25 protein-coding genes are annotated in these 25,871 nt (G+C 26.4%); 8 read left to right on the top strand and 17 right to left on the bottom strand.

Annotation, left to right across the window (positions count from 1 at the left end; all coding sequences use genetic code 11):
• Nucleotides 1-68: 68 nt before the first annotated feature.
• Complete coding sequence (locus BRSU_RS14480; RefSeq protein ID WP_157031469.1) at nt 69-209, bottom strand: hypothetical protein; 141 nt, start codon at nt 207-209, stop codon at nt 69-71.
• A gap of 154 nt (nt 210-363) precedes the next feature.
• Here BRSU_RS14480 and BRSU_RS08840 point away from each other — a divergent pair, with 154 nt between their 5' ends.
• Both BRSU_RS08840 and BRSU_RS08845 read left to right on the top strand, forming a co-directional pair.
• Nucleotides 364-1,185: a SanA/YdcF family protein gene (locus BRSU_RS08840; protein WP_048594970.1), complete on the top strand. Its 822-nt coding sequence runs from the start codon at nt 364-366 to the stop codon at nt 1,183-1,185.
• A 40-nt stretch (nt 1,186-1,225) separates the two neighbouring features.
• Complete coding sequence (locus tag BRSU_RS08845; protein ID WP_048594971.1) at nt 1,226-2,659, top strand: sodium/glutamate symporter; 1,434 nt, start codon at nt 1,226-1,228, stop codon at nt 2,657-2,659.
• Between the two features lie 83 nt (nt 2,660-2,742).
• On the opposite strand, the gene BRSU_RS08850 is transcribed toward BRSU_RS08845, so the two are convergent.
• The 13 genes from BRSU_RS08850 to BRSU_RS08910 all read right to left on the bottom strand — a co-directional run bounded on the left by BRSU_RS08850 (nt 2,743) and on the right by BRSU_RS08910 (nt 14,420).
• Nucleotides 2,743-3,234 (bottom strand): peptidylprolyl isomerase, encoded by a 492-nt coding sequence (locus BRSU_RS08850; RefSeq protein WP_048594972.1) that lies wholly within the window; start codon nt 3,232-3,234, stop codon nt 2,743-2,745.
• A 34-nt stretch (nt 3,235-3,268) separates the two neighbouring features.
• The gene (locus BRSU_RS08855; RefSeq protein WP_083997878.1) at nt 3,269-3,844 is read right to left on the bottom strand and encodes a peptidylprolyl isomerase; all 576 of its coding nucleotides are present in this window, start codon (nt 3,842-3,844) and stop codon (nt 3,269-3,271) included.
• Nucleotides 3,845-3,923: 79 nt separating this feature from the next.
• Complete coding sequence (locus tag BRSU_RS08860; protein WP_048594973.1) at nt 3,924-5,399, bottom strand: LysM peptidoglycan-binding domain-containing protein; 1,476 nt, start codon at nt 5,397-5,399, stop codon at nt 3,924-3,926.
• A gap of 44 nt (nt 5,400-5,443) precedes the next feature.
• Nucleotides 5,444-6,034, bottom strand: a complete 591-nt coding sequence (locus BRSU_RS08865) for a hypothetical protein (protein ID WP_048594974.1) — start codon at nt 6,032-6,034, stop codon at nt 5,444-5,446.
• Nucleotides 6,035-6,183: 149 nt separating this feature from the next.
• The gene (locus BRSU_RS08870) at nt 6,184-6,675 is read right to left on the bottom strand and encodes an META domain-containing protein (RefSeq protein ID WP_048594975.1); all 492 of its coding nucleotides are present in this window, start codon (nt 6,673-6,675) and stop codon (nt 6,184-6,186) included.
• Nucleotides 6,676-6,813: 138 nt separating this feature from the next.
• The gene (locus BRSU_RS08875) at nt 6,814-7,266 is read right to left on the bottom strand and encodes an ankyrin repeat domain-containing protein (RefSeq protein WP_012670587.1); all 453 of its coding nucleotides are present in this window, start codon (nt 7,264-7,266) and stop codon (nt 6,814-6,816) included.
• Between the two features lie 167 nt (nt 7,267-7,433).
• Nucleotides 7,434-7,856 carry an ankyrin repeat domain-containing protein gene (locus tag BRSU_RS08880; RefSeq protein WP_048594976.1) on the bottom strand — a complete coding sequence of 141 codons (423 nt, stop codon included), beginning with the start codon at nt 7,854-7,856 and terminating at the stop codon, nt 7,434-7,436.
• 46 nt (nt 7,857-7,902) lie between these two features.
• Entirely contained in the window at nt 7,903-8,283 is a 381-nt protein-coding gene (locus BRSU_RS08885; protein WP_048594977.1) for an ankyrin repeat domain-containing protein, read from the bottom strand.
• Between the two features lie 86 nt (nt 8,284-8,369).
• Nucleotides 8,370-8,825: an ankyrin repeat domain-containing protein gene (locus BRSU_RS08890; RefSeq protein WP_048594978.1), complete on the bottom strand. Its 456-nt coding sequence runs from the start codon at nt 8,823-8,825 to the stop codon at nt 8,370-8,372.
• Nucleotides 8,826-9,299: 474 nt separating this feature from the next.
• Complete coding sequence (locus tag BRSU_RS08895) at nt 9,300-9,464, bottom strand: Imm17 family immunity protein (protein ID WP_245158070.1); 165 nt, start codon at nt 9,462-9,464, stop codon at nt 9,300-9,302.
• Between the two features lie 668 nt (nt 9,465-10,132).
• Nucleotides 10,133-11,236, bottom strand: a complete 1,104-nt coding sequence (gene rsgA / locus BRSU_RS08900; protein ID WP_048594980.1) for a ribosome small subunit-dependent GTPase A — start codon at nt 11,234-11,236, stop codon at nt 10,133-10,135.
• A 65-nt stretch (nt 11,237-11,301) separates the two neighbouring features.
• Nucleotides 11,302-12,996 (bottom strand): alginate O-acetyltransferase AlgX-related protein, encoded by a 1,695-nt coding sequence (locus BRSU_RS08905; protein WP_048594981.1) that lies wholly within the window; start codon nt 12,994-12,996, stop codon nt 11,302-11,304.
• An 11-nt stretch (nt 12,997-13,007) separates the two neighbouring features.
• A complete protein-coding gene (locus BRSU_RS08910) occupies nt 13,008-14,420 on the bottom strand; it encodes an MBOAT family O-acyltransferase (protein WP_048594982.1) in 1,413 nt (470 codons plus the stop codon).
• 346 nt (nt 14,421-14,766) lie between these two features.
• Here BRSU_RS08910 and BRSU_RS08915 point away from each other — a divergent pair, with 346 nt between their 5' ends.
• Nucleotides 14,767-15,927, top strand: a complete 1,161-nt coding sequence (locus BRSU_RS08915; RefSeq protein ID WP_048594983.1) for an MFS transporter — start codon at nt 14,767-14,769, stop codon at nt 15,925-15,927.
• Nucleotides 15,928-16,217: 290 nt separating this feature from the next.
• Here BRSU_RS08915 and BRSU_RS08920 read toward each other — a convergent pair whose 3' ends face one another.
• Both BRSU_RS08920 and BRSU_RS08925 read right to left on the bottom strand, forming a co-directional pair.
• Nucleotides 16,218-18,155 (bottom strand): heavy metal translocating P-type ATPase, encoded by a 1,938-nt coding sequence (locus BRSU_RS08920; protein ID WP_048594984.1) that lies wholly within the window; start codon nt 18,153-18,155, stop codon nt 16,218-16,220.
• On the bottom strand, nt 18,142-18,540 hold the full coding sequence (locus tag BRSU_RS08925; RefSeq protein WP_048594985.1) for an ArsR/SmtB family transcription factor: 399 nt from the start codon (nt 18,538-18,540) through the stop codon (nt 18,142-18,144). Before BRSU_RS08925 ends, BRSU_RS08920 begins: the two co-directional genes overlap by 14 nt.
• 609 nt (nt 18,541-19,149) lie before the next feature.
• On the opposite strand from BRSU_RS08925, the gene BRSU_RS08930 reads away from it, so the two are divergent.
• From BRSU_RS08930 to BRSU_RS08945, 4 genes are all read left to right on the top strand, one after another.
• Nucleotides 19,150-19,716: a hypothetical protein gene (locus BRSU_RS08930; RefSeq protein ID WP_048594986.1), complete on the top strand. Its 567-nt coding sequence runs from the start codon at nt 19,150-19,152 to the stop codon at nt 19,714-19,716.
• 385 nt (nt 19,717-20,101) lie between these two features.
• A complete protein-coding gene (locus BRSU_RS08935) occupies nt 20,102-22,084 on the top strand; it encodes a DUF4954 family protein (RefSeq protein ID WP_048594987.1) in 1,983 nt (660 codons plus the stop codon).
• 29 nt (nt 22,085-22,113) lie between these two features.
• Nucleotides 22,114-22,983, top strand: coding sequence for a 50S ribosomal protein L11 methyltransferase (locus BRSU_RS08940; protein WP_048594988.1), 870 nt, complete (start codon nt 22,114-22,116; stop codon nt 22,981-22,983).
• Between the two features lie 44 nt (nt 22,984-23,027).
• On the top strand, nt 23,028-24,326 hold the full coding sequence (locus BRSU_RS08945) for a glutamate-5-semialdehyde dehydrogenase (protein ID WP_048594989.1): 1,299 nt from the start codon (nt 23,028-23,030) through the stop codon (nt 24,324-24,326).
• Nucleotides 24,327-24,459: 133 nt separating this feature from the next.
• Here the strand turns inward: BRSU_RS08945 and BRSU_RS08950 are convergent, their stop codons facing one another.
• Nucleotides 24,460-24,864 carry a hypothetical protein gene (locus BRSU_RS08950; RefSeq protein ID WP_048594990.1) on the bottom strand — a complete coding sequence of 135 codons (405 nt, stop codon included), beginning with the start codon at nt 24,862-24,864 and terminating at the stop codon, nt 24,460-24,462.
• A 202-nt stretch (nt 24,865-25,066) separates the two neighbouring features.
• Between BRSU_RS08950 and BRSU_RS08955 the strand changes: the two genes are divergently transcribed.
• A complete protein-coding gene (locus tag BRSU_RS08955; RefSeq protein ID WP_048594991.1) occupies nt 25,067-25,831 on the top strand; it encodes a ParA family protein in 765 nt (254 codons plus the stop codon).
• Nucleotides 25,832-25,871 lie beyond the last annotated feature (40 nt).

A 25,871-nucleotide genomic window follows, 5' to 3' on the forward strand; every position in this document is an offset into this window, starting at 1 on the left:
TTATAGAAATTTTATTTTTAAATGTATTCAATCAAATAATGTATTTTATAAAAATATAGATTATAATATTACAGGATAATAAGAAGAATTGAGAGGAGAATATTTAAGAAGACAATAGTTTTTGAAGATTTATTTTGTTTGTAAAAATTAGAAGCGGATGCTGTATCATCAAAAACAGCATTCATACCATTAACAGATGATGTATTCATCTTTATTCTCCTTTTAATATTTGCTAGATATTATAATATTTTTGAGTAATATTGCAATACTTAAAATCAATTTTTTCTCAACTTTTATTATTAATAGTAATTGACAATATAAATTATTTTAGTATACTATCAAAACAACTATGTTGCAGGTTTTATGAAGATATTAAAAAATAGATACAAAAATAAAATATTACATATACAAAACAATAAAAGAATAATTGAAAATAGAATAGAAAATAAAAGCGGTATATATAAATTTATAAATTATATACTGCTAATTTTTATTTCTCTTTTTTATTTTCTTCCTGAAATTATTATTCTATCTCTCATATCTGCAGTAATACTATATTCATCTGTTTCACTTTATTCAAAAAAATATATATATTCTTCAATAGAAGAAATACCATATAATGATGTTGCATTGGTATTAGGAACCAGCAAATATATGAATAACGGTCAAATAAATATGTATTTCAAATTCAGAATGGATGCCGCTTATGAATTGTATAAAAGCGGAAAAGTGAAATATATACTTGTAAGCGGAGACAACAGATATAAATCATACAATGAACCTAGACAAATGCGTCTTGATTTAATAAAGTTAGGAGTAAATAAAAAGCATATCTTTTTAGACTTTGCAGGATTTAGAACAAGAGATTCTATCATAAGAGCTAATAAAGTTTTTGAACTTACAAATTTCACTATAGTTTCTCAGCCTTTTCACAATGAAAGAGCAATACTAATAGCAAGACAAAAAAATATTAATGCAATAGCGTATAATGCCAATAATGTTAGAAAACTTTACAGAATAAGACAGTTTCCAAGAGAATTAGGTGCAAGAGCTTTGATGTTTCTTGATATACTATTTAATAAACCGCCAAAATTTTATGGAGATATCATAAAAATAGAAGAAAGAGAAGATGCTATAATAGATAAAAGTAATAAACTCGATAAATCAAAAATCAAAAAATTATAAATATCACAAAAATAAAAACATTTATTTTTAAGGAAACAATATGACATCTAAACTATTAACTGAATTATTGCAGTCATTATCTTTATTATCGGTACTGCTACTTATAGGGGTTTTTTTAAGGGCTAAAATAAAGCTCTTTCAAAAATTATATTTGCCAGCTTCTGTGATAGGAGGATTTATTGGGCTTTTAATATCTCCTGAAATATTAGGTAAATTCTCAAACTATTCAATATCTTTAGAATGGGTAAAAACTTATTCGCTTCTTCCCGGTATATTATCAATACCTATATTTGCTGCTATTCCTTTGGGTATGTTCTTAAACGAAACAAAAAGTATAAAATCACTTTACCCTACAAAAGTTTTAATAGCATTCGGTATATTTCAATGTGCAAGTATGTTTCAGTCTGCTATAGGATATACCACTAATATACTATTTACAAAAATAAATCCTGATATAAATATGTATAGAACTTTCGGTTATGAACTTTCAGCCGGATTTGCCGGAGGCCATGGACTTGCTGCTGCTACAGGAAAATTACTTGAAGGTTTTGGTATACCTCAATGGGAAATAGCTCAGGGAGTTGCTCTCACTACTGCCACAATAGGACTTGTAGGCGGAATGATATTTGGAATCATATTTATTAATATTGCTGTAAGAAAAAATAAAACAAATGTCATAAAAAGAATAGTTAATGAAAATTATGATAATCAGAATATAAACAAAATAGATAGAAACATGGAAGTTGGATACAACAATGATATAAGCAAGCAGGCTAGTTTGGGAAGAGAAACTTTTTTGAGCAGCTCTATAGAAACTATAACTTTTCATTTGGCTGTAATATTTGCCGTATGCGGAATTGCTTTTATAGTTTTGAACTTCATTAAAAAGTTAAAAGTACCTGGATTAGATGTTCTTCCTGTTTGGACTTATTCTATGATTATAATGTTTGCTTTAAATATGATAATAAAAAAATTAAAATTATCTTGGATGGTAGATGCTAAGGTAAAAGCAAAAATAATAGGTACATTAAGCGACTTTGCTATAGTATCAGCAATAACAAGTCTTCCAATAAAAGCAATAATACATTATATAGCACCTATAATAGTTATGTGCATTGCTGGTTTTGTATTTACTTATTTGATAGTATTTATATTTAATAATATGCTATTTAAAGATGATTATGCTTTTGAAAGAGCTATAATTTCATGGGGTACTTTGACAGGAGTTTTAATAACAGGAATGACTCTTTTAAAAATATGCGATCCTGAATATAAAAGCCCAGCACTTACAGAGTTTTCTCTAGGATTTTCTTTGATGTCCGTTACAGGTTTATTAGTAGTGCCTATACTTAATACAGTTTTGGCTGTAGGTTCAACTTGGGATAATCTTATAACAGCATTAATAACTTCAGCTATTTATTTGATTATAGCATTTGCTGTTTACTTTATTCATAAAAAGTCGGTTAAGCAATAATAAAATAATTAAAAAATTATAAAATAAAAAAAGACGAAACTCAATATTGGGCTTCGTCTTTATTGTTTTTAAGTTATTAAATATTATTCTACTTCTTTAACATAAACTTTGTTCATAGTAGAATTTTCCATAGGGTTGTCATTATGATCTCTTTTTAATGACACTATTTTATCAGCAACATCCATACCGCTAACAACATTTCCCCAAACTGTATACTGTCCATCCAAATGAGGAGCATCAGCTACACAGATAAAGAACTGAGAACCGGCACTGTCTGGATGCTGACTTCTAGCCATAGAACATATACCTCTTTTATGAGGCTTATCGCTAAATTCAGCAGGGATATTGAATCCCGGACCACCTGTACCATGCAAATGTCTTTTTGTTGCATCTTTACTTACAGGGTCTCCGCCTTGTATCATAAATCTAGGTATTACTCTATGAAATCTTATTCCATCATAAAAACCTTCATTAGCAAGCTTTTTTATAGCTTCAACATGTTTAGGTGCTATTTCAGGATAGAATTCTATTTCTATAGTACCATAATCTGTTTCAATAAATAAATGTTCTCTCATTTTAATTTCCTATTTTTCCTTTATAAAAAATAAATTAATTAACTGTTTTTACATAAACTCTATTCATTTTAGCAGGCTCTAAAGGATTATCATTAGCATCTCTTTTTAATGACACTATTTTATCAGCAACATCCATACCGCTAACAACTTCTCCCCATACTGTATATTGTCCGTCTAAGAAAGGACTATCAGCTACACAGATAAAGAACTGAGAACCAGCACTATTTATGCTTGCACCTCTAGCCATAGAACATATACCTCTTTTATGAGAAACATCATTGAACTCTGCCGGTATAACGAAATTAGGTCCGCCTGTACCATGTAAAGATCTGTTAGGCTGTTTGCTTAAAGGATCTCCGCCTTGAATCATAAAACCAGGTATAACTCTGTGAAATAATGTTCCATTATAAAAACCTTCATTAGCAAGTTTTTTTATAGCTTCAACATGTTTTGGTGCTTTTTCAGGAAAGAAAGCTATTTCTATAGTACCAAAATTTGTTTCTATAAACAAATGCTCTTTTGAAGCCTTCGGCTTTTGTGCTATAAGTACAGTTCCGAATATAATCACACCCAACAATGAAATAATAATTATTTTTAATTTTTTACCCAAAATATCTACCTCTTAATTATAATTAACTTCAATAATATTCGTAATTATTTTTTATAAATTAAATTTATATAAATTTTTATTATTGATTTCCTTCTTCTGCTGCTGTATCATCAGTAACTGTTGTATCATCAACCATTTCTGCATTTTCGTCAGTAACTGTTGTATCATCTTCAGTCATTTCTGCATTTTCATCAGTAGCTGCTGTATCTTCAGTCATTTCTGCATTTTCATCAGTAGCTGCTGTATCTTCAGTCATTTCTGTATTTTCATCAGCAGTGTCAGTTTGTTCATCTATAACAGTTTCTTCTGTCTGCTCTGCTTGTGCTTCCATAGCTTCTTCATCTTCTATAATTATATTACCTTCTATTTGATTAGTAGAGAAAGTAGTTATATTTCCATAGGTTTGATTAGTATCATAAGTTCCTTGTCTTGTTTCACCTTTAAGACTAGGTATAACTAATCTTTGACCAGATCTTATAACATTAGGATCTTTTATAGTATCTTTATTAGCTTCATATATTTTTCTCCATAAATTACCATTGCCATAAATAAAATCATAAGAAGCTATACGCCATAAAGAATCTGTATTAGCTCTTCTAGACTGAACTATATAATACTGAGGGAATACTGTTCCATCTGATACAACTACTACTTGTTCTTCTTCAGGAGAAACTATATCTCCAGATGTACTTTCCATTGAATTAACTAAGCTGATAACATTTTTAGAATGCATTAAAGAATCTGTATAATTATTAGCTATCAAAGTTTCACCTGCTGAAGATAATGATTTTAAAGCTTCAGTATACAAGTTAGGTTTGCTATTATTATAGCCGTCTTGTTTAGCTTTATCCATAGAATCCTGAGCTTTAGCATAAGCTAATGGAGCTTCTAACATATCAAGCATATTCATAGCTTCTCTTGATTTTGTCAAAGAGTTAGTATAATCTCCGCTGCTTAATGCATTTTTAGATTCATCTCTTAAATTTGTTATTTGTGTATCATTATTATCACCATTAGTTAATACTGATTCACTTATTAAATATTCTCTTCTTAAATCTATAGCAAGAACATTGTAGCCTAATTCAGATTTTTCAGCTGATTTATTATATTCAAGCATAGTATTAGTATAATCAGTGCTGTTAGTTGATGCTTCAAGCATACTATGTGCAGAATTAAGATCAGTAACAGATTCTTCATATAAAGAAGTTGTCAATTCATTAGTATCACCGCCAACTCCTTTAAAAAGACTCAATTTTCTTTCTGCATCTCTTTGACTATTCAAAACATATTCATAAACACCATATCTTAATATGATCTTATCAGAATATTCTTTACTTTGTTTTGAATACTCTATACTTTGATTATAATCTCCTACACTATGAGCATCTATAGCCATTTCTCTATATCTTTGTGCTAATTTATAATCATCGCTTTCCTTTATACTAGCGGGCAAATCTGCTGGTAATTCAGGAGGTAAAACTAACTCATTTGTTTCCTGTGCATACAAAAAACAAGAAAATATTAATAAGATAAATAAAAATAATCCCTTTTTCATATTTTTTCTCCATTAATCTTTTTTATAAATTAAAGTAAAATTATTTACTTAGAATATGATCTTTCTAATTCTTCAACCTGCCTAATTTTATCTTCAGCTTCTTTTATTCCTCTTGTACTTTCATCATATCTTATTTTAGTTGTGAAATAGGCTTTATGATGATATTTCTTAGCATTTAAAAAACAACTTACGGCTTCTTCATAATTGTTAGTACTTAAAGCTGACAATGCATTTATATAATTAAGTTCTGCAAATTCATAATTTTCTTTATCTACTCTATATGCTTTTACCTCTTTAGAATACACTCTTTCTAAAGATATTTCATTTTTTAAAACTTCAGCATACTGAGGTAATCCGTCATTTAATACTGTTTGATATGAATTTGATGCAGTTGTAAGAAGCTCTTTTACTTTTGCTGAATCTTTATTTTCATCTATAAGGATCATAGCTTCTGAATAATTTGCTTCTGCTATATCAAATTGTTCTTGAGAATAGTTTTTCAAATCATATTTTATAGCTTTATCTCTCAAAGTAGTTGCATCTTTATATTCTTTTAAAGGCATACTTTCTGAACATGATACAACAATAATCAAACAAAATACTAGTGGCATAAAAATATATTTCTTTAATTTCATAATCACTCCAAATATTTTATCTAAAAAACAGAAATATACATTTATATTATACTACTAAACATAAAAGTCAATAGTATATTAAAAATTTAAAATAAAAAAGCAAGATAATATGAAATATTATCTTGCTCTAATAATATAGATAGTGTTAATTAATTAGCATTTTCACTTGCTACTTCTACATTACCTTTGAAAGTATAAATCAAATTAGTACCTGAAGTTGTAGTAATAGTTAATACATCGCCATCTAAAGAGATAGTATCAGCACCATTTAATATTTGTAAATATTCTGTTTCTACAGCCATATCTTCTTCTGGTCCCATCATTTTAGTAGAAGCTAAAGCATTTAATTTTAATTTGTTACCGTCTAATGAGAACTCAGTAAAATAGTTATTAACAGCTGATTTTCCGCCTAACATATTAGTATCAGAAAAAGCTATAGTAACTTCTTTACCTTCATACATATTAGTAAGAGAATACTCTTTTCCTAATAAATCATCAACTGTAATTACTGTAGCAGTAGCTGCTGGAGCTTCTATAGCGGTAGTTGTGTTTTCTGCAGTAGTATTAGAAGTATTACCGCCGCATGATACTGCAAATAGTGTTCCCATAACAATAAGAACTAATGACAATATTTTTCTCATGTTTTCTTTTTTCCTTTACAAAATTTTTTTAAATTTGCAAAGCATTATATTATGATTAAAATTTATTATCAATGTTACATATAGTAATTTTAATAAAAATTGATATTTTTTTTACATTTTATAATTAAAACTTTAAAATTATTTACCGCCTGCAGCTCTTAAAAGGCTAACTACATTTTTATGATTCTCTTCTGAAGCATAACTCAAAGCTGTTTTATCTTTTCTATCTTTAACATTAACTTTAGCGCCTGCATCAATTAAAAGCCTTACAACATTAATATGTCCATTTTCTGATGCTTTACTTATTGCTGTTCTGCCATCTTTGTTTTGAAGATTTAAACTGCATCTATACTGAACCAATAATTCAATAATTTTTAGATGTCCATTTTCAGAAGCTTTTATTAAGGCATTATCTCCTTTAGAATCCTGCTCGTTTATATTTGCACCGCCTCTAAGAAGTTCTCTTACTTTTTTTATATCCCCATTTTCTGCTGCATTTACTAAATCTACATTACTTTTAGGAAATGCACTATTACAAATAAATAATGATAGAATTATAAAAAATAAAAATATTTTATTATTTAATTTCATAAAAAACTCCTATGTTAAAAAATAAGAAAAATACATTTAGATAAAAATATCATAATTATTAAATCGTCATTTTTTTATTTTTACACAAATATTTTTTAAAAAAATTAAATAATTTTACATAACAATTTAATGATTAAATTCAATATAATAAATAAAATTAATTATAACTACTTTTTCAATATAGAAACAATATCTTTATGCCCTCTCTCTGAAGCATAGTCTAAAGCAGTTTTTCCATATTTATCTTTAATGCTTTTATCCGCTCCGGCATTCACTAGCATAAGAACTATTTCTGTATGACCTTTATATGAAGCTCTGCTCAAAGCTGTTCTATTTCTAACATTTGATGCATTCAAATTGACTTTCTTTTCTATCAAGACTTTAACAACTTCAGCAAGTCCCTCTTCTGCAGCCTCTATCAAAGGAGTTTCTCCCATCCTATCTTTAGTATTAATATCAGCTCCTGAATTTATGAGTGCTATTGCTGTTTTAGTATCTCTTTTTTCCAATGCATCCATTAAAGGTGTTCTTTTCTGCTGAGAAAATAAAGATGCAATAATTATAATCAATAAAAATATAATTTTCTTCATATATACTATCTTCCTTACAAAACAAAATAAAATAAATACATTAATTTTATTTTGCACCTGACGCTTTTAATATTTTTACTATATTCTGATGCCCTCTTTGACTAGCATAACTTAATGCTGTTTTTCCATATTTATCCTTCATATTAATATTTGATCCTGCTTCTACAAGCATAGAAACTATTTCAGCATGTCCTTTGCTTGATGCTCTCATTAGAGCTGTTCTCTTATTATTATTAACATCATTCAAATTAACTTTTTTACTTATGAATAATTTAACTACCTCAGGAAGTCCCTCTTCTGCAGCCTCTATTAATGGAGTTTCTCCTCGTCTATCTCTTGTATTAAGATCAACTCCGGAGTTTATTAACTCTATAGCTCTTTTAGTATCTTTTCTCTCCAAAACCTCCATTAATGGTGTCATCTTCATTTGAGCAAAAACACTGATGCTAATTATAAAAATTAAAAATAAAAATTTTTTTCATAAATATATCTCCTTAATTAAATATGTTAACTTTATTTTGCACCTGCAGATTTTAATATTTTTACTATATTCTGATGTCCTCTTTGATTGGCATAAGTTAATGCAGTTCTTCCTCTATTATCCTTAATATTCAAATCCGCCCCTGCTTCTATAAGTACCTTTACTATATTGGCATAACCTTTAGAAGAAGCTCTCATCAATGCTGTTCTTGCCAATTTACTTTTGAGATTCAGATTTACTTTATTTTCTATCAGTAATTTTACTATCTCTATATGTCCACCTTCTGATGCTTCTATTAAGGCATTTTCGCCTACTCTATCCTGCTGATTTATGTTAGCTCCGCTATTGATTAATTCTTTAACTTTGTTAATATCTCCTCTGCCTGCTGCATCAATAATTGCTATATTACTTTTTGAAAATGCATTCAGACAAAATATTAATAACAAAACAAATGAAAATATTAATATTTTATAATTAAAATTTTCCATAAAAAATCTCCGTATAATATGGAATATATATATCATAAAAATAGTATAATAAATATAATAGATATTGTCAATTTTTTGTAAATAAAATTTATTTAAATTTTACACTTTATGTATTATATAAGATTTATGTAAACTAAATTTATACATAAAATGAATTTTATAATAAGTTTTTTATTATTCATTACTGATTGTAAAGAAAGCAAATATAGTAAACATAATATTTAAATATTTTTTTATAAAAGAATATAATTTGAAATATATATATATAAATTAACTTAATAATTTTATTGATTAGTGATTTTATAATTATTTCTTATTTTAACATTCATCTTTTTATTATTGCTAGTGATAAACTCTCCGATTATTATATGACAATTTTATTTGTATTATTCATAATCATAAATTAATTTATAATTTACTAATCAGTTATCAGCTGCTCGTTTATCACTTTAAACTACTTCTTATTTTTGGAGTTCATTTCTTTATTATCCAATCCATTATGAATAATATTATTATTATAGTTCCTATAATACCAGTAACTATTCTGACTCCGCTCTCCCCAAACATTTCATATATAAACATCATAAATCTTGAACCGACAGGTTCCAAAAGCCAATTCCATTTAAAAATCGCAGCCAAAAGAAATAAAAGTCCTACTAATATTCCAAATAAATGATGATTTTTTTTATATAACTTATTAAACTCTCCATGATTAATAATTATATTATATTTTTAATATAAAAGCAAAATTATTTGAGTTTTTATAACGCACGGTAAGTAAAACATATATATGATTATAATTGCAATTATAATCAATATACTTAATAATATAATAATATTATGCGTGCGGTCAGAAATCAATAAATTTAAATAAAACTTGGGTGGGCAGCTAAAAAATCTAATTAAAATAATAAGCAAATACAAATCAAAAATTACAAAATAAATTTTTAAGCCTAAAGGGTGGATATGAAAATAATTTTTAAAATTTAATTACACTTGCCAAGCCTTTAAGATTTATTACTATAATTTGAATTTCTATTGTATTAATTAATTTTAAAAACATAATCAGAAATTAAAACGTTTATTAGATTTAAAATATTTTCAACGCACATATAGTGAAATTTTGTAATATAATAAAAATTGGGGATGTCCTGCTAACTAAAAAAACTCTTTTTTTGCTAAATTACACATTAATTTTTAATTGTTTTTCTTGACTTAATTTACTGAATTTCACACTTAAATTTTAACAAATTTAAATTATATAGAACAGCCTCTTATTTTTTAATAAAAACAATTATAAAAATAAATTATTTTTTATTTTTTACATTCATTTTCTTATAATTATTTCTATGCTTTGTGATTTTCTTTAATGCCATTTTTCTATCTTTTTTTATCTCTATAGAACTTTTCTGCAATTCTCTATTTTCATTAAGCAGAGTTATATAGGCATCGTATCTTTCATAAGGTATTTCATCATTTTCAAGAAGTTCCAATATATAACAATCTGGCTCATGTTGATGCGTACAATCTTTAAACTTACATTTTTTAGCGTACTCTTCCAAATCTTCAAAAGTTTTCTTTATACCTTTATCATCTTCCCATAAACCAAGATTTCTTAAACCCGGAGTATCTATAACTACACCTCCGCTGTCCAATACTAAAAGCTCTCTATGTGTTGTAGTATGCATTCCTTTAAAATCGTATTCTCTTACTTCCTGAGTTTTCATCTTCTCATCTTTTAAAAGATAATTAATAATAGTGGATTTACCAGCACCGGATGCACCTATAAAAACTGATGAAGTATCTTTCTTAATATATTTTAAAAATGTATCTGCATTCTTTCCAGTTTTTGAACTGTAGGCAAATGCTATTTCATTAGGATAAGTTTCTTTTATAGCTGCTAATAATTCTTTATATTCTGCATCTTCATACAAATCTATTTTACTAATTGCAATTATTGGTTTAATTCCTGAAGTATGAACAACTGACAAATATCTTGCTATGGCTGACATCGGCATTTCATTATCAATACCAACTATAATAAAAGCATAATCAATATTGCTTACTATAGCCTGGATATCATTTTTTTTAACATTAGCTTTTCTGTATAAAATATTTTTTCTAGTGAGTATAGTATCAATAAAAGCATTATTATCCGACTTTTTCATTAATACCCAATCGCCAACTACTGGAAGTTCGCTTTGTATTTCAGAATTATATCTTATCTTTCCTTTGATTCTTGCTAAAAACTCACCCTCATCAGAAAATAAAGTATAATATCTTTTATTAATCCTTATCACTCTTGCTGGTACAAGTTCTTCATTATTAATTTCTTCTAAAGAATTAACATTTAAACTTTTAAGTGCCAATTTCTCAAAATATTCATCAAAGCCAATATCTTTTATTTTCAATATTTTTTATCCCCAAAATTTAATATTACTATTATATAATACTAAATATAAAAATATTTGTCAATTTAATTGTTAGTTACTACTGAATTAGTTTCTAAATTTTTATTTATTTTTTCTATTATTGTAGTGTTTGGAACAATATTAAACAAAAAATTTTTTAAATCTCTTTCAACAGTTTCAAAAACTACTATATCAGGTTTATCATTTATAATATCATCGTTATTATTTATATGATTCCTATGTATAATAAAAGATTTATAAAAATATGAAGCCATATAATCATACATAGCAATTAAAAATGAATCCCTAATAAACAAAATATTTTTATTTCTATTATTATCAGAAATTGTTACAGAATTAAAATGCTTATCTCCTTTCAAGATAGAATAATTTTTTATATTGTAATTACTAATCATATAAGTATTATCGTCTGAAAACAATTTAACAGAATTTGCCATTATCGCTAAATCCCCAGAAATTTTACCTGAATTTAAAATCATTAAATTACTTAATGGAATAACATTAATATTTATTTTTTTCATAAATTCAGAATATCCTATATAACCTCCCAAATTATTCCAATGTGTATCATATTTATAATATAGTTGATATTTATCTTTATATTTTATTAACTCTTCTTTAGGATACACTATTTTAATATCAGTATTTTCCATATATTTAATAAACTGATCTGTAGAAGTTAATGTTCTCTTCCTTTTAATATAATTAGGCATATATTCAGAATAAATTATCTCCTTATCAGGACATATCATTAATATAAAATCTATATTGCTTTTCTTTAATTCATTTCTAAAATTCAATAAATTGTTTTTTACTAAATCTAATTCTTCATCTGTATAATAGCTACAGTCTAAACCAATATATTTATTAATAGCATTAAAATGATAATCTTTAAATAATAACCAGTTATCCTTACCCAATATTACTCTATCTGAAATAATATTTTGGAATATTTTTATATCGATAATATTCTTTAACTGTATTAATTCATTCCTAAAAGGAATATAATCATAAAAATAGTTTTCATATAGTTTAGGATATGTATCTAAGTTATTTATATCTATGATTGGTTTTGAAGAGAGAACTCTATTTTCATAATTTGTATGGTCAAATTTATCATAAAATATTTTATATATAATATTTGGCATTATCAAAAAACATAGAAATATTATTAATGTATATAGATATCTATTCCTAAATAATTTGATATGATAAATTAATGAAATAAAATCTAAAATTATAAAACGAAATTTATAAATTAAAACTAATAATAAAGATATTAATAATATAATAATTACAAAAATAGTATATTTAACTCGTAATATATATTTTATATTATCTATTTTTTCATCTTCTAATTTATTATAACTAACTAAAGTACCAAAAGGAGTACCATCATCCTCATTCATTTTTATTTCTTTTATATAATTAGGCAAACTATTAATATTTAAATAAACTCCATATATATCACTGTTTCTAAATACCTTACTATAATAGTTTATTCTAAAATTATAAACATAGTTTGTAAGCATATTATTTGTAAATATATATTCTTTAATATCATTTATTTCTAAATCATTAGTATACAAAGAATTATTTTTTAATGTTTCTTCTACATTCAATGAAATATCAGATAAATATCCTATCCTTTCAAACCTACCTAATATAAAAAGTATAAAAAATACTGCTAAAATTATACATATAATAAACAAATTAATTTTGATCAATTTCTTTTTCATAAACTACTCTTTTAAAATCTAAAGTAAATAAATGGATTGTAAGTGCCATTAACTAAATACATAATACAAATGAATAAAAGTATGAATTGAATTATGCTCTCTAATACATAAACTCTGCTTGAAAATACAGCTTTTTTAATTTTTGGAAATAAGTTTTGAAATAATCCGCAAAATAATATACCAAATATAAAACATACTTGTGTCTGAGGATAAAAGAAATATCTAATTGTAAAAATACTTTCTTTATAACTAAACATTAATTTATATAAATCTAAAGCATGATTTAAATCATTAGCTCTAAATAATACCCAGCCAAGTACAAATACCAATATTACATATATATGATTTATAAATATAAACTTATTTTTCTCTAACAATTTACATAAAAATATACGCTCTATTATTAAAAACAATCCATGCCATAAGCCCCAAAGAATAAAATTAAAACTAGCCCCATGCCATAAACCTGTAGCAAAAAATACAATAAATAGATTTAAATAAGTAAAATACTTTCCCTTTCTATTTCCGCCTAAAGGTATATATAAATATTCCTTAAACCAAGTTGATAAAGATATATGCCATCTTCTCCAAAACTCCTGCACTGACTTTGATATGTATGGATAATTGAAATTCTCTAAAAATTTAAAACCAAACATATGACCTAAACCTATAGCCATATCTGAATAACCTGAAAAATCATAGTATATTTGAAGTGTATAAAGAATAGCTGCTATCCATGCTAAAGCTGTACCTATATCACCTATAGACTGCTTTAATATTTCATCACAAGATAAAGCAAACATATTAGCTAGTATCACTTTCTTTGACAGTCCGTAAATGAACCTTTTTATTCCATAGCTGATATTTTCTAAAGTTTCTGTTCTATTTATTATTTGAGTATCTATATCATGATACTTCACTATAGGACCTGCTATCAATTGCGGAAAAAATGATATATATAATGCCAAATTTATAATATTTTTCTGTGCTTTATTATGCTCTCTATAAACATCTATAACATAAGATAAAGCCTGAAAAGTATAAAATGATATACCTATTGGAAGAACTATGTTTTTTAATGAAATTACTTCTTTGCCTGATATTGAATTAATTATTGATATTGCAAAATCGGTATATTTAAAATAGCCTAATATTGATAAGTTAACTATTACACATAAGGCTAGATATATTTTCTTTTTTAATTTATCATTTTTTTCTATTGAGTTATCTATCAATAAAGCAAAAATATAATTAATGATTATAGAAGAAAACATTATTAATGTATAACTAACTCCTCCCCATGCATAAAATATAATGCTAGCTATTAACAATAATACATTTCTAAATTTTTTATCGATGATATAATAAAAACAGAATACTAAAGGCAGAAAAAGCCATAAAAAAATCATAGAGCTAAATAACATAATAACTCCATGACTATAAATTTTTTATTTAAAAATATTTTTTTATTGGAAGTGAAAAAATGTAATGAACTATTTAGTGCGGTGCGGTGCGGTGCGGTGCGGTGCGGTGCGGTGCGGTGCGGTGCGGTGCGGTGCGGTGCGGTGCGGTTACCTGCATTATAACATTCTCCTAATTTTAGTTATTAGTAATTTTTAGAATAATATTATATTTTTTATTTAAAGTCAAACATAAAAATATTTGTCAATTTTATTATTATGCTAAATAAAAAAAGATTTATTATATAAAAACTATTCAATAAAAAATTATTTGTATTATAATATTAAAATAACTTTACGGATATTTAATATGGTTAATTTACTCCTTGCTATTATATATTTATCTTTTATAAGTTTAGGACTTCCGGATGCACTTCTTGGTTCAGCTTGGCCTACTATTCATAAAGAATTGAATGTGCCAATTTCCTATGCTGGTATAATATCAATTATCATATCAGCAGGCACTATAATTTCTAGTTTGCAAAGCGACAGACTTACTAAAAAATTTGGTACTGGAAAAATAACTGCATTCAGTGTAGCAATGACGGCTATAGCACTTTTTGGATTTTCTATTACTCATTCATATTTATTTCTTTGCGTTTGGGCTATACCTTATGGATTAGGTGCAGGAAGTGTAGATGCTTCTTTAAATAATTATGTAGCACTTCATTATGAAAGCAAACATATGAGCTGGCTTCATTGTATGTGGGGAATAGGTGCAACAATTGGACCATATATAATGGGATACGCTATTACTAATAATAATTGGAATGCAGGTTACAGATATATATCAATAATTCAGATTGTACTCACTGCTATTTTATTTTTGAGCCTTCCTTTATGGAAGAAAAATGATGAAGAAAATAAAGAAAAAATAAGTACAAAAGTTTTAAGCTTAAAAGAAATAATAAAAATACCTGGTGCAAGAGAAATTATGATATGCTTTTTTTGTTATTGTGCACTTGAAGCTACAACAGGATTATGGGCAAGCAGTTATTTAAATATATACAAAGGAGTGGATATAAAAACTGCGGCTTCATTTGGAAGTTTATTTTATATAGGAATTACTGTTGGAAGAGCTATATCTGGATTTATAACAATGAAATTAAACGATAATCAAATGATAATTTTAGGCGAGTCATTAATTTTGATAGGCATAATATTAATGATTATTCCTGCTGTAAATATTGTATCTTTAATAGGTTTTATAATTATAGGTTTAGGCTGTGCTCCTATATATCCTTCAATAATACATTCAACTCCAAGTAATTTTGGTGCAGAAAATTCTCAGGCTATAATAGGAGTACAAATGGCTAGTGCTTATATAGGTACTCTTGCAATGCCTCCTCTATTCGGTTACATTGCAAATCATATATCAATATCATTACTTCCTTTTTATTTGATATTGATTTTAGTACTTATGTTTATTATGCATAAATTGATGATAAGAAAGACTATAAAAAATAAATAAAAAATAGATGCATGAATAATAATCATGCATCTATATAAAATATATACCTAAACAACTATATTTTGTCAGAAATAATTTTTTTTAATTTGAAAATCTGCAGGGCTTTGCCCACCGCTCTACGTGCTTACGCAGCACCCCACTTCTTTTGCGATTGAAGGAAGTACCTGCGACTGAAGAGAGTATCTTCAGGTATGGTATTGCCACAAGCTAAGCCCACCTGCGGTGTGCGGCTGGAAAAAGTTGAATAAAAAATTGAAAAACTTAAAAATTTTCAGTATCATTATAAATAATTAATGTCCGCAACCGCAGTCAGTAACTTTTATATCGCAAGTTTTAGTATCTATATTAACAGCCTCTTCTTTTTCACCTAAAGGATAAAGAAGTCTTAATGCATTTAATACTACTATCATAGTAACACCTGTATCAGCAAAAATAGCAAGCCACATAGATGCAAGTCCTAAAGCCCCTAATATAATAGCAGCAAATTTTATTAATAATGCTAGAAGAATATTTTGCAAAACTACTATATGATTTTTCTTAGCTAGCTTTATAGCAAGAGCAACTTTAGAAGGCTTATCGTCCATAATTACAACATCAGCATTTTCTATAGCAGCATCAGAACCAAGTCCTCCCATAGCAATACCAATATCTGCACGTGCCAAAGAAGGAGCATCATTTATACCATCGCCTACGAATATTGAAGCCTTTGAATCTTTCATCATTTCTTCTAATACAGTTACTTTATCTTCAGGCAAACAGCCCCCTTTGAATGATTGTATATTCATCTCTTTTGCAAATGCTTCTACTCTGTCAACATTATCGCCGCTTATCAAGGCAGTTTTTATATTCATTGAATTCAATAAATCAATAGCGTCTTTAGTATCATCTTTCACGCTATCATCAATAAAGAATCCGCCGGCATATTTTGAATCTATCGAAATATGAACATTGATATTTTTTTTAATTTCTGATATTTCAACATTATTTTGTTTTAATAAATCAAGTCCTCCAATCAATATATTTTTATTTTCAACTATTGATGAAGCACCTTTTCCACTTATATCTTTATGACTTGAAATTAAACTATCATTTATAATGCCGTTATGATGATTTTTATAATGCTCAACTATTGATACTGCAATCGGATGAGAAGAACCTGTTTCAGCATAAGCAGCATATTTTAATAAAGTTTCATTATCATATAAACCTGTATTATGTATATCTCTTATAGAAAACTCTCCTTTTGTAAGAGTTCCTGTTTTATCAAAAATAACTTTATCAGCTTTGGCAAGCAAATCCAAAAATACTCCGCCTTTAACCATTATTCCGAATTTAGATGCTCTTCCTATAGAAGCAAAATATGTTAATGGAATTCCAACCATAAAAGCACAAGGACAAGATACAACTAATAGAGTCAAAGAACGTTTAAACCAATTATCAAAAACTTCTGTACCATATATTATAGTAGGTATTACAGTAAGGAAAATTGCACCGAATACCACTATAGGAGTGTAGATACCTGCAAATCTGCTTATAAACTGCTCAATATTAGCTTTTCTATTCTGTGAATCCTGAACTAATTTTAATATTTTAGCTATAGAAGATTCTCCGTAAGCTCTTATAACTTTTGCCTTTATAGTGTTATCTCCGTTTATAGTTCCTGCTAAAATTTCATCATTAACTTTAACACTTCTAGGCATACTCTCACCTGTTAAAGCCTTAGTATCAATCCAGCTTTCTCCTTCATATATAATAGAATCAAGAGGCACTTTCTCAAATGGATTTATTATTATACTATCATTAATATGTACTTCGGATATATCAACTTTTTCAACATTTCCATTCTCTCTTATAATATTTGCAGAATCAGGTCTTATTGCCATCAATGCAGCTATTGTACGCTTAGATTTATCAACTGCCATATCTTCAAAGTACTCTCCTACTCTATAAAACATTAGTACGGCTAATGCTTCAGGAAGCTCATGAAGTATAATAGCTCCCACTGTAGCAATACTCATAAGGAAACTTTCACGCATGAACTTTCCTTTAATGAAATCCAAAGCAGCATTTTTAAATACATCTCTTCCTAAAATAAAATATGGGATAAAGAAAATAATATATTCTATAGCACCATGTATATTTTTATGCAAAGTGTATAATAATATTAATACTATAAGTCCTAAAAAAATTTCTAATAAAAATAAAAGTCTTTCTTTATTCTTTAACATGTTCATACCCCCAAGTATAAATTTTTTCTATATGCTCATCATCTAATCTATAAAAAACATGAAGTCCTACTTTTCTCTTCTTTACTACCCTAGCCTGCCAAAGCATCTTTAAATGCTGCGATATAGAAGGCTGCTTCATATCAAGTAAAGAAGATAATTCATGCACGCATAATTCCTTCTCACTCAGGGCAGATATTATCTTTAATCTTGTAGGATCAGAAAATACAGAAAAAAATCCTGCTAAAAGTGAAAACTCTTCATCATTTGGAAGTTTTGGTATTAATGATGATATATTTGAATCTTTTGTGCTTATCTCACAATCATCATCATTATTTAAATATTCTTCATCAGAAGCTTCGATATCTTTTTTTATATTCTTTTTCATATTGCCTCGTATTTATATAAGTATATTATAATATAATAATATACTTATATAATAATTAAGTCAATGATAAAATACAATTTTTTTTAATTTTACTCAAATTTAAAAAAATACTATGTAAAGTATAAAGTAAACATTATTTAACAATAGATAATGTTTTTTATTCTTTTACAAATAAATATTACACTTGAACATTTTTTTAATAATTCAATTTACAAATTCAAAACTATAATTTTTTTATTGACTATTTCTAAAAACATATAATCAATAATGATATTTTTATTGTATGGCAATAAATAATTCATATTCAAAAAAAAAATAAAAAAAACGAATAAAAAATAATATTTTTGTAGAAAAAATATTTTATAAGTATTGACATAAAATATAAAGACATCTAGCATTTTAGTATAATTAAGTTAGAAACATTGATAAAAAAATAAGACAATATGCTTGTAAAGTTAGATTACACAAACTAAAAATCAATCTTTACAATAACGATCAAATAATTCTTAATGAATATCATATCAAAAAATATAAATGTTTCTAATATAATTTTTAAAATAAGCATTAACAATAATGTTTATTATAAATTTCAATAAAGGAGTTCAATATATGAACAAAAAACTTTTTACACTATTTTTAGTAATTGCAGCATCAGCAATATTTGCGGTAAGCTGTAACAACAAAACAACAGATCCTGTTAAAGATTCAAACACAGGAACAACAACAGAATCTAAACCAACAGGAGGAGATACTTCAACTCCTAGTACACCTACTACTCCAACACCAGAAGTAAAAAACATAACTGATGATCAAATTGAAACTGCTTTAAAAACTTTTGGAGAATTAAAAATCAATGATGGAGCAGATAAGGCAAATGCTGCTAATGGAAAATATTCTGAAGGAACTTTCACAATTACAGTAGATGCTGCTGCTGCTAATGCAAAAAAAGCAACAACTAAATCATCTGTAGAAGCTAAATTAGCAACTGTAAAATCAGCATTAGATAAAATAGGTGTTACTTGCTCTACTTCTACAGTTACAGTTAAAGATAATACTGCAGATGGTACTTTTGATTTGGATGTAAAAGTGAAAGAAAATTACAAACTTCCAGCAAGTATAAAATCTGATAAAATAACTGTAAAAATTACTGTTACAGGTAAAACTTGGGAAAATTAATTTACAAGCAAAATATGCTTGCCATACAAAAAATTGAATTGAAAAAGGTGTGGATATATTGATAGTCATACCTAAAATACAAGCTAAATATTATTAAATAAATATTTTATTTATCTTTCTAATTAAGAGATTATTAACTGGCGGGGATATAATATCCCTGCCATACAAAAAATTGAATTGATTTCATCATATATTTATATTAAAAAAAGTCAATATAAAAAGTCTAAATTTATTTCATACATAATAGAAAATTATTTAATTTTGATATATAATTTTTAATATTTTTCATTTTTTAACGAATTTTGATTTTTACACAATTTTTACACAAAATCATAAAGTTAACATAATGACTAATAAATAATGGAAAAAAGGAAAACTTTTAATTATGTATATTTTCAAAAAACAGGATAAAGATTTTAGAAACCTCACAAATGAAGAAATAAATTTTCTTAAATCTCAAGGCTGTTCTTCTCAGTCTTGGGAAAAAATATTAATAAAAAATGTAGACTTAAGCAGAATAAAAGATGTTCAATTTCATGGTAAAATAAAAATAAATGCTCTCAATGGAATGGTGAAATATCATAAAAAAGTAAAATTATTAGCTTCAATAAACAGAGCAACTTTAATAAATGTATATATTAATGGAAATGTTTATATAAATAATGTTGGAAGATTTATAGAAAATTATAAAATAGAAAAGGGAGTTATAATAGAAAATGCAGGCTCTATATATATGGAAGGAAAAAGCAGTTTTGGAAATGCCGTTGAAACTTCACCAATTATGGAAGGAAATGGAAGAAGCGTAAAAATATTCTATAGGCTTAATTCTCATATAGCATATTTAGTTGCAATGTATAGACATGAAAAAGTAATGCGTGAAAAAATCAATGCCATGATAGATGAATATGCCAAACAAAAAACAAGAAGATTCGGTAAAATAAAAAAATATGCAAAAATAATCAATGCAAGACTAATCAAAAATTCTTTAATAGATCCTTATGCCACAATAGAGAATACCGATGAAATTAACAATACAACAGTTATAAGTACAAAAGAATGCCCATCATATATAGGAACTTCTGTCATATTAACTGATTCTATAGTTCTTAAAGGTGCTCATATAGTTGATGGTACAGTTATTAAAAAGGCATTCATAGGCGAAGGTGTTAAACTTGGAAGACAATTTTCATGTGAAGACTCTCTTTTATTTGCAAACTGTGAGGGAGAACATGGAGAAATGTTTTCTATATTTGCAGGACCTTATACAGTTACGCATCATAAAGCTACACTTTTAATAGCAAGTCATTTTTCTTTCTTTAATGCTGGAAGCGGAACTAATCAAAGCAATCATATGTACAAATTAGGGCCATATCACCATGGTTTTATGGAAAGAGGATGCAAAACCGGAAGTAATTCATATATATTATGGCCTTCTCATATAGGAGCTTTCTCAACTGTTATAGGTGCTCATTATGATAATGTTGATACTTCTGATTTTCCTTTCTCTTATATAACAGAACATGGATATCATCAAACAAGACTTATACCTGCTTTAAATTTATTCGGAGTAGGTTTATCAAGAGATGAAAACAAATGGAGAGATAGAGACAGAAGAAAAGGAGACAAAAAAGATTTAATAATATTTAATGTATTTAGTCCTTACACTGTATCTAAAATGATTAAATCAGAAAAAATACTAGATGAAATAAAAAAAGAAAGCAACAATAACAATGGAGATTTTTTAACATATAAAAATATGATTATAAAAATATCTTCTTTAGATAAATATTCAAAAAGATACTCCATAGCAATAGATTTATATCTTCATAATAAAATACTTTCATATATAGAGAACTCTAAAAATATTGATGAAATTATAAAAAATCTTCAGTATGATGAGAATAATATTTTTGAAAAATGGGTTGATATAGGCGGACTTATATGTGCAAAACAAAGAATTGATAATATTATAAAAGATTTAGAAAATGATAAAATAAACGATGTAAAATCATTAACTGAAAGATTTGAAGATATATATAACTTATATTCAGAAGATGAAAAATCTTGGGTTATGGATACCGTAAAATCAAGATATAATATCAATACCATTAATAACGAAACTATAAAAAAATTATTAAATAATCATAAATCATTATTAGAAGAAGCATATAATATATTTTATAAAGATGTTGAAAAAGAATATGATGCATCAAAAATGGTAAGTTCAGGTATTGATGATAAAAGTGTTATGGAAAAAGATTTTGAAGCTGTAAGAGGTACTGTTAATGATAACACTTTCGTAATAAAATATAAAAAAGATATGGAAAATAAAATTGAATCTATTAACAATATTATTAATATATTGTAATATAATAGAAAATTATTATTGGAGTCATTATGTTAATATATTCATTATCAATAAAAATAGAAAGAGGTTTTGAAGATATAATTGAGGCTGTTATAGAAAGCGGTAAATTAAATATATTAGGTTTTAATACAGAATTTCCTATAAAAGAAGAAAGTATTTCAATAGTTAATATATACAATGAAAATGAAGAAATATTAAAAAATAATCTAAATATAATAGAAGAAAATATTAAAGGTATAGCTGAATATACTTATAAAATAGAAGAATTAAAATCTGAAGAATATTTAACTTCATATATGGATTTTCTTAAACCTTTTAATATAGGAGATGTTACTATAGTACCGAATTTAAAAGATTTTTATAATGAAGAATGTGATAATCCTCTTTATATAGCAAAGCAGTATGCATTCGGTTCTGGTACACATGAAACCACATCGCTTGCACTTGAAATGATTTATGAATATTCAAATAATAATGATATTGTTTCAAAAAGTATAACTGATATAGGATGCGGAAGCGGTATATTATCATTATTCGCTTATAAATTAGGTGCAAGAAATATTACATCTATAGATATTGATAATGATGCTGTTCATTGCACTCTTGATAATGCAGATTACAACAGTATAAAACTTGATAATGTTATACTTGGAAATGCTAGAGATTTAATCAATATGAATTTGAAATTTGATTTGGTAATAGCTAATATTGAAACTGATATTTTAATAGATATTCTTCCGGATTTAAAAGAATTATTAAAACCGAGTTCTACTTTAATATTATCAGGAATTTTACTAGAGAAAGAATCATATATGATTAATGCCATTAGAGAAAATAAACTCAATACCATTTTAAGAAAAAGAAAAAATGACTGGGTATCAATAATGCTTAATCCATAATAAAAATAATTATATTTAATTATAAGTATATTAAGGAGAATAATATGCAATTAATAGATTTAGTAAAAAATGCAAAAGAAGCTACATATAAATTACAATCATTGAATACAGATATAAAAAATAATGCCCTTCTTGAAATAGCAAAAAAAATTGAAGAAAATAAAGATAAAATATTTGAAGCTAATAAAAAGGATTTAGAATATGCTCAAAAACTTCTTGATGAAAATAAAATTTCAAAATCTATGTTTAACAGATTAAAATTAGATGAAAATAAATTAATAGATGTTGTTTCAGGAATTAGAGATGTTGTAAAACTTGAAGACCCTATTAATAAAGTATTATTAAAAACAGAGCTTGATGACAATTTATTATTAAAAAAAATATCCTGCCCTATTGGTTTAATCGCTGTAATATTTGAGGCTCGTCCTGATGTAATATCTCAAATATCTTCTTTATGTATAAAATCATCTAATGCAGTTATACTTAAAGGAGGAAGCGAAGGAGAAAACACCAATAAAGCAATATACAATATAATAGAAGAAACTCTAAATAATATAAAAGAATTTCCAAAAAACTCTGTTAATTTGGTATTCACTAGAGAGGATATAAAAGAATTATTATCAATGGATAAATATATTGATTTAATAATACCAAGAGGCGGAAACAGTTTAGTACAGTATATAAAATCAAATACAAATATACCTGTATTAGGACATGCTGACGGTATATGTCATTTATATATAGATGAATCTGCCAATCAGGAAAAAGCATTGCAAATATGTTTGGATTCAAAGGCTCAGTATCCAAGTGCATGCAACGCTGTTGAAACTATACTCATAAACAAAAATATAGCTTCAGAATACTTGCCAAAACTTTATGATTTATTCAAAGAAAATGAAATAAAAATGAATGCAGACTCTGAAGTAAAAAAAATATTAACTTCATCAGATATAGGCGAAGTAAAAGAATGGCATTTTGAATATGGAGATAAAGAAGTATCATTAAAAATAGTATCAGACACAGAAGAAGCATACAATCATATTAATAAATATGGTTCTCATCATACAGACTCAATAATATCGGAAAATAAAGACAATATAGAAAAGTTTATGACATTCGTTGATTCTGCTAATGTATACTGCAATGCTTCAACAAGATTTTCAGACGGATTTAGATATGGTTTCGGTGCTGAAGTGGGAATTTCAACAAACAAAACTCATGCAAGAGGTCCTGTAGGATTGGAAGGTTTAACAATATACAAATACAAAATTTTTGGTAACTATCAAATTGTAGATGATTATGTTAACCATAGAGCAAGTTTCAAACATAAAAGAATAAAATAAAATATAAAAATTGTTAGTACCTGCTGGCAGGAGATATTTAACTAACAATTTTTATTAGCTATTATATAAATAATAAAGCTGATAACTATTAAAAGCTATCAGCTTATTTTTGCAGTATTTTCAAATGCTTTGTTTAATATTTTTCATAATAGAAAATCATATTTGGTTTACTTACACAACTAATTTCACATTCATTCTCACTCATAAAATAAAATATAATGCTTCCTACAATCGGTATATTATGTATAATCAATTCATAATAACTTCTTTTATCATATTTATAATAATCCCAATTATCAATATAATGCCTGCTATATGAACCATCAGCATTATAAAAAGTTAATATGCTATCATAAGAAATAGTAAATCTTTCATTATAATTATCTATGTTTCTCCAAGTACCTATTAGATCATAAGGTCTGAATCTTCCTGCATAATCAGAATCAAATAATGATGAACAGCTTATAGAAAACATAGATATTATAGAAAATAAAGCAATAAATATAAAAGTTCTCACAATTTTTTTACTTTTAATCATAAACCCTCCTTGATGTATATCATAATAATAAAAAACAAATTAATACGACATACACTGCCAACCTATAATACAATAGTAAAACATTTTATCAATAATATTTACATAATAAATAATAAAATAGTTATATATAAAACTTGATAAAATGCCTAATTTTGATATAATCAATCTAATTTCATGGAGATTTTAGTTTAAGGATATATTTATGTCTAAAGTTATAGCTATAGTCAATCAAAAAGGCGGAGTAGGAAAAACTACCACAGCCGTTAATTTAAGTGCCAACATAGCAAAAATGGGTCATAAAACACTTCTTATAGATATAGACCCACAGGCAAATGCTTGTTTAGGTATTGGTATAACAAGAGATCAAATGCAAAAAAGCGTATACGATATATTAATAGGACAGGCTAATGCAAATGAAGTTATAATGCCTACATATCAGGAAAATTTATTCTTGATACCGGCAGACTCTGATTTAGTTGGTGCTCAGATAGAACTTGTCAATGAAATAGCTAGAGAATATAAATTAAAAAAGGCTGTAGAAACTGTAAAAAATAACTATGAATATATTATTATAGACTGTCCCCCTACTTTGGGTATATTAACCCTTAATGCATTAACTGCTGCTGATTCTGTTCTTATACCTATACAATGCGAGTTTTATGCTTTAGACGGGGTTGCTGAACTAAATAATACAATAGCACTTGTTAAAGAAAATCTTAACAAAGAATTAAAAATAGAGGGTGTTCTTCTTACAATGTATGATGCTAGAACAAAATTAGCTTCAGATGTAGTAAAAGAAGTTGTAAATTTCTTTAAAGAGAAGACTTATAAAACTATGATACCTAGAAATGTGCGTTTAAGTGAAGCTCCTTCCTATGGAAAAGCTATAGGGGATTATGATAAAGACTGTGTTGGGGCTAGAAGTTATAAAGAATTTGCTAAAGAATTTGTTGAAAAATCTAAATAATTATGATTCTTTATGCGAATAGTTTTTAAATTTGAAAAAG

It is taken from the genome of Brachyspira suanatina (assembly GCF_001049755.1).
In the GTDB taxonomy this organism is placed as follows: Bacteria; Spirochaetota; Brachyspiria; order Brachyspirales; family Brachyspiraceae; genus Brachyspira; species Brachyspira suanatina.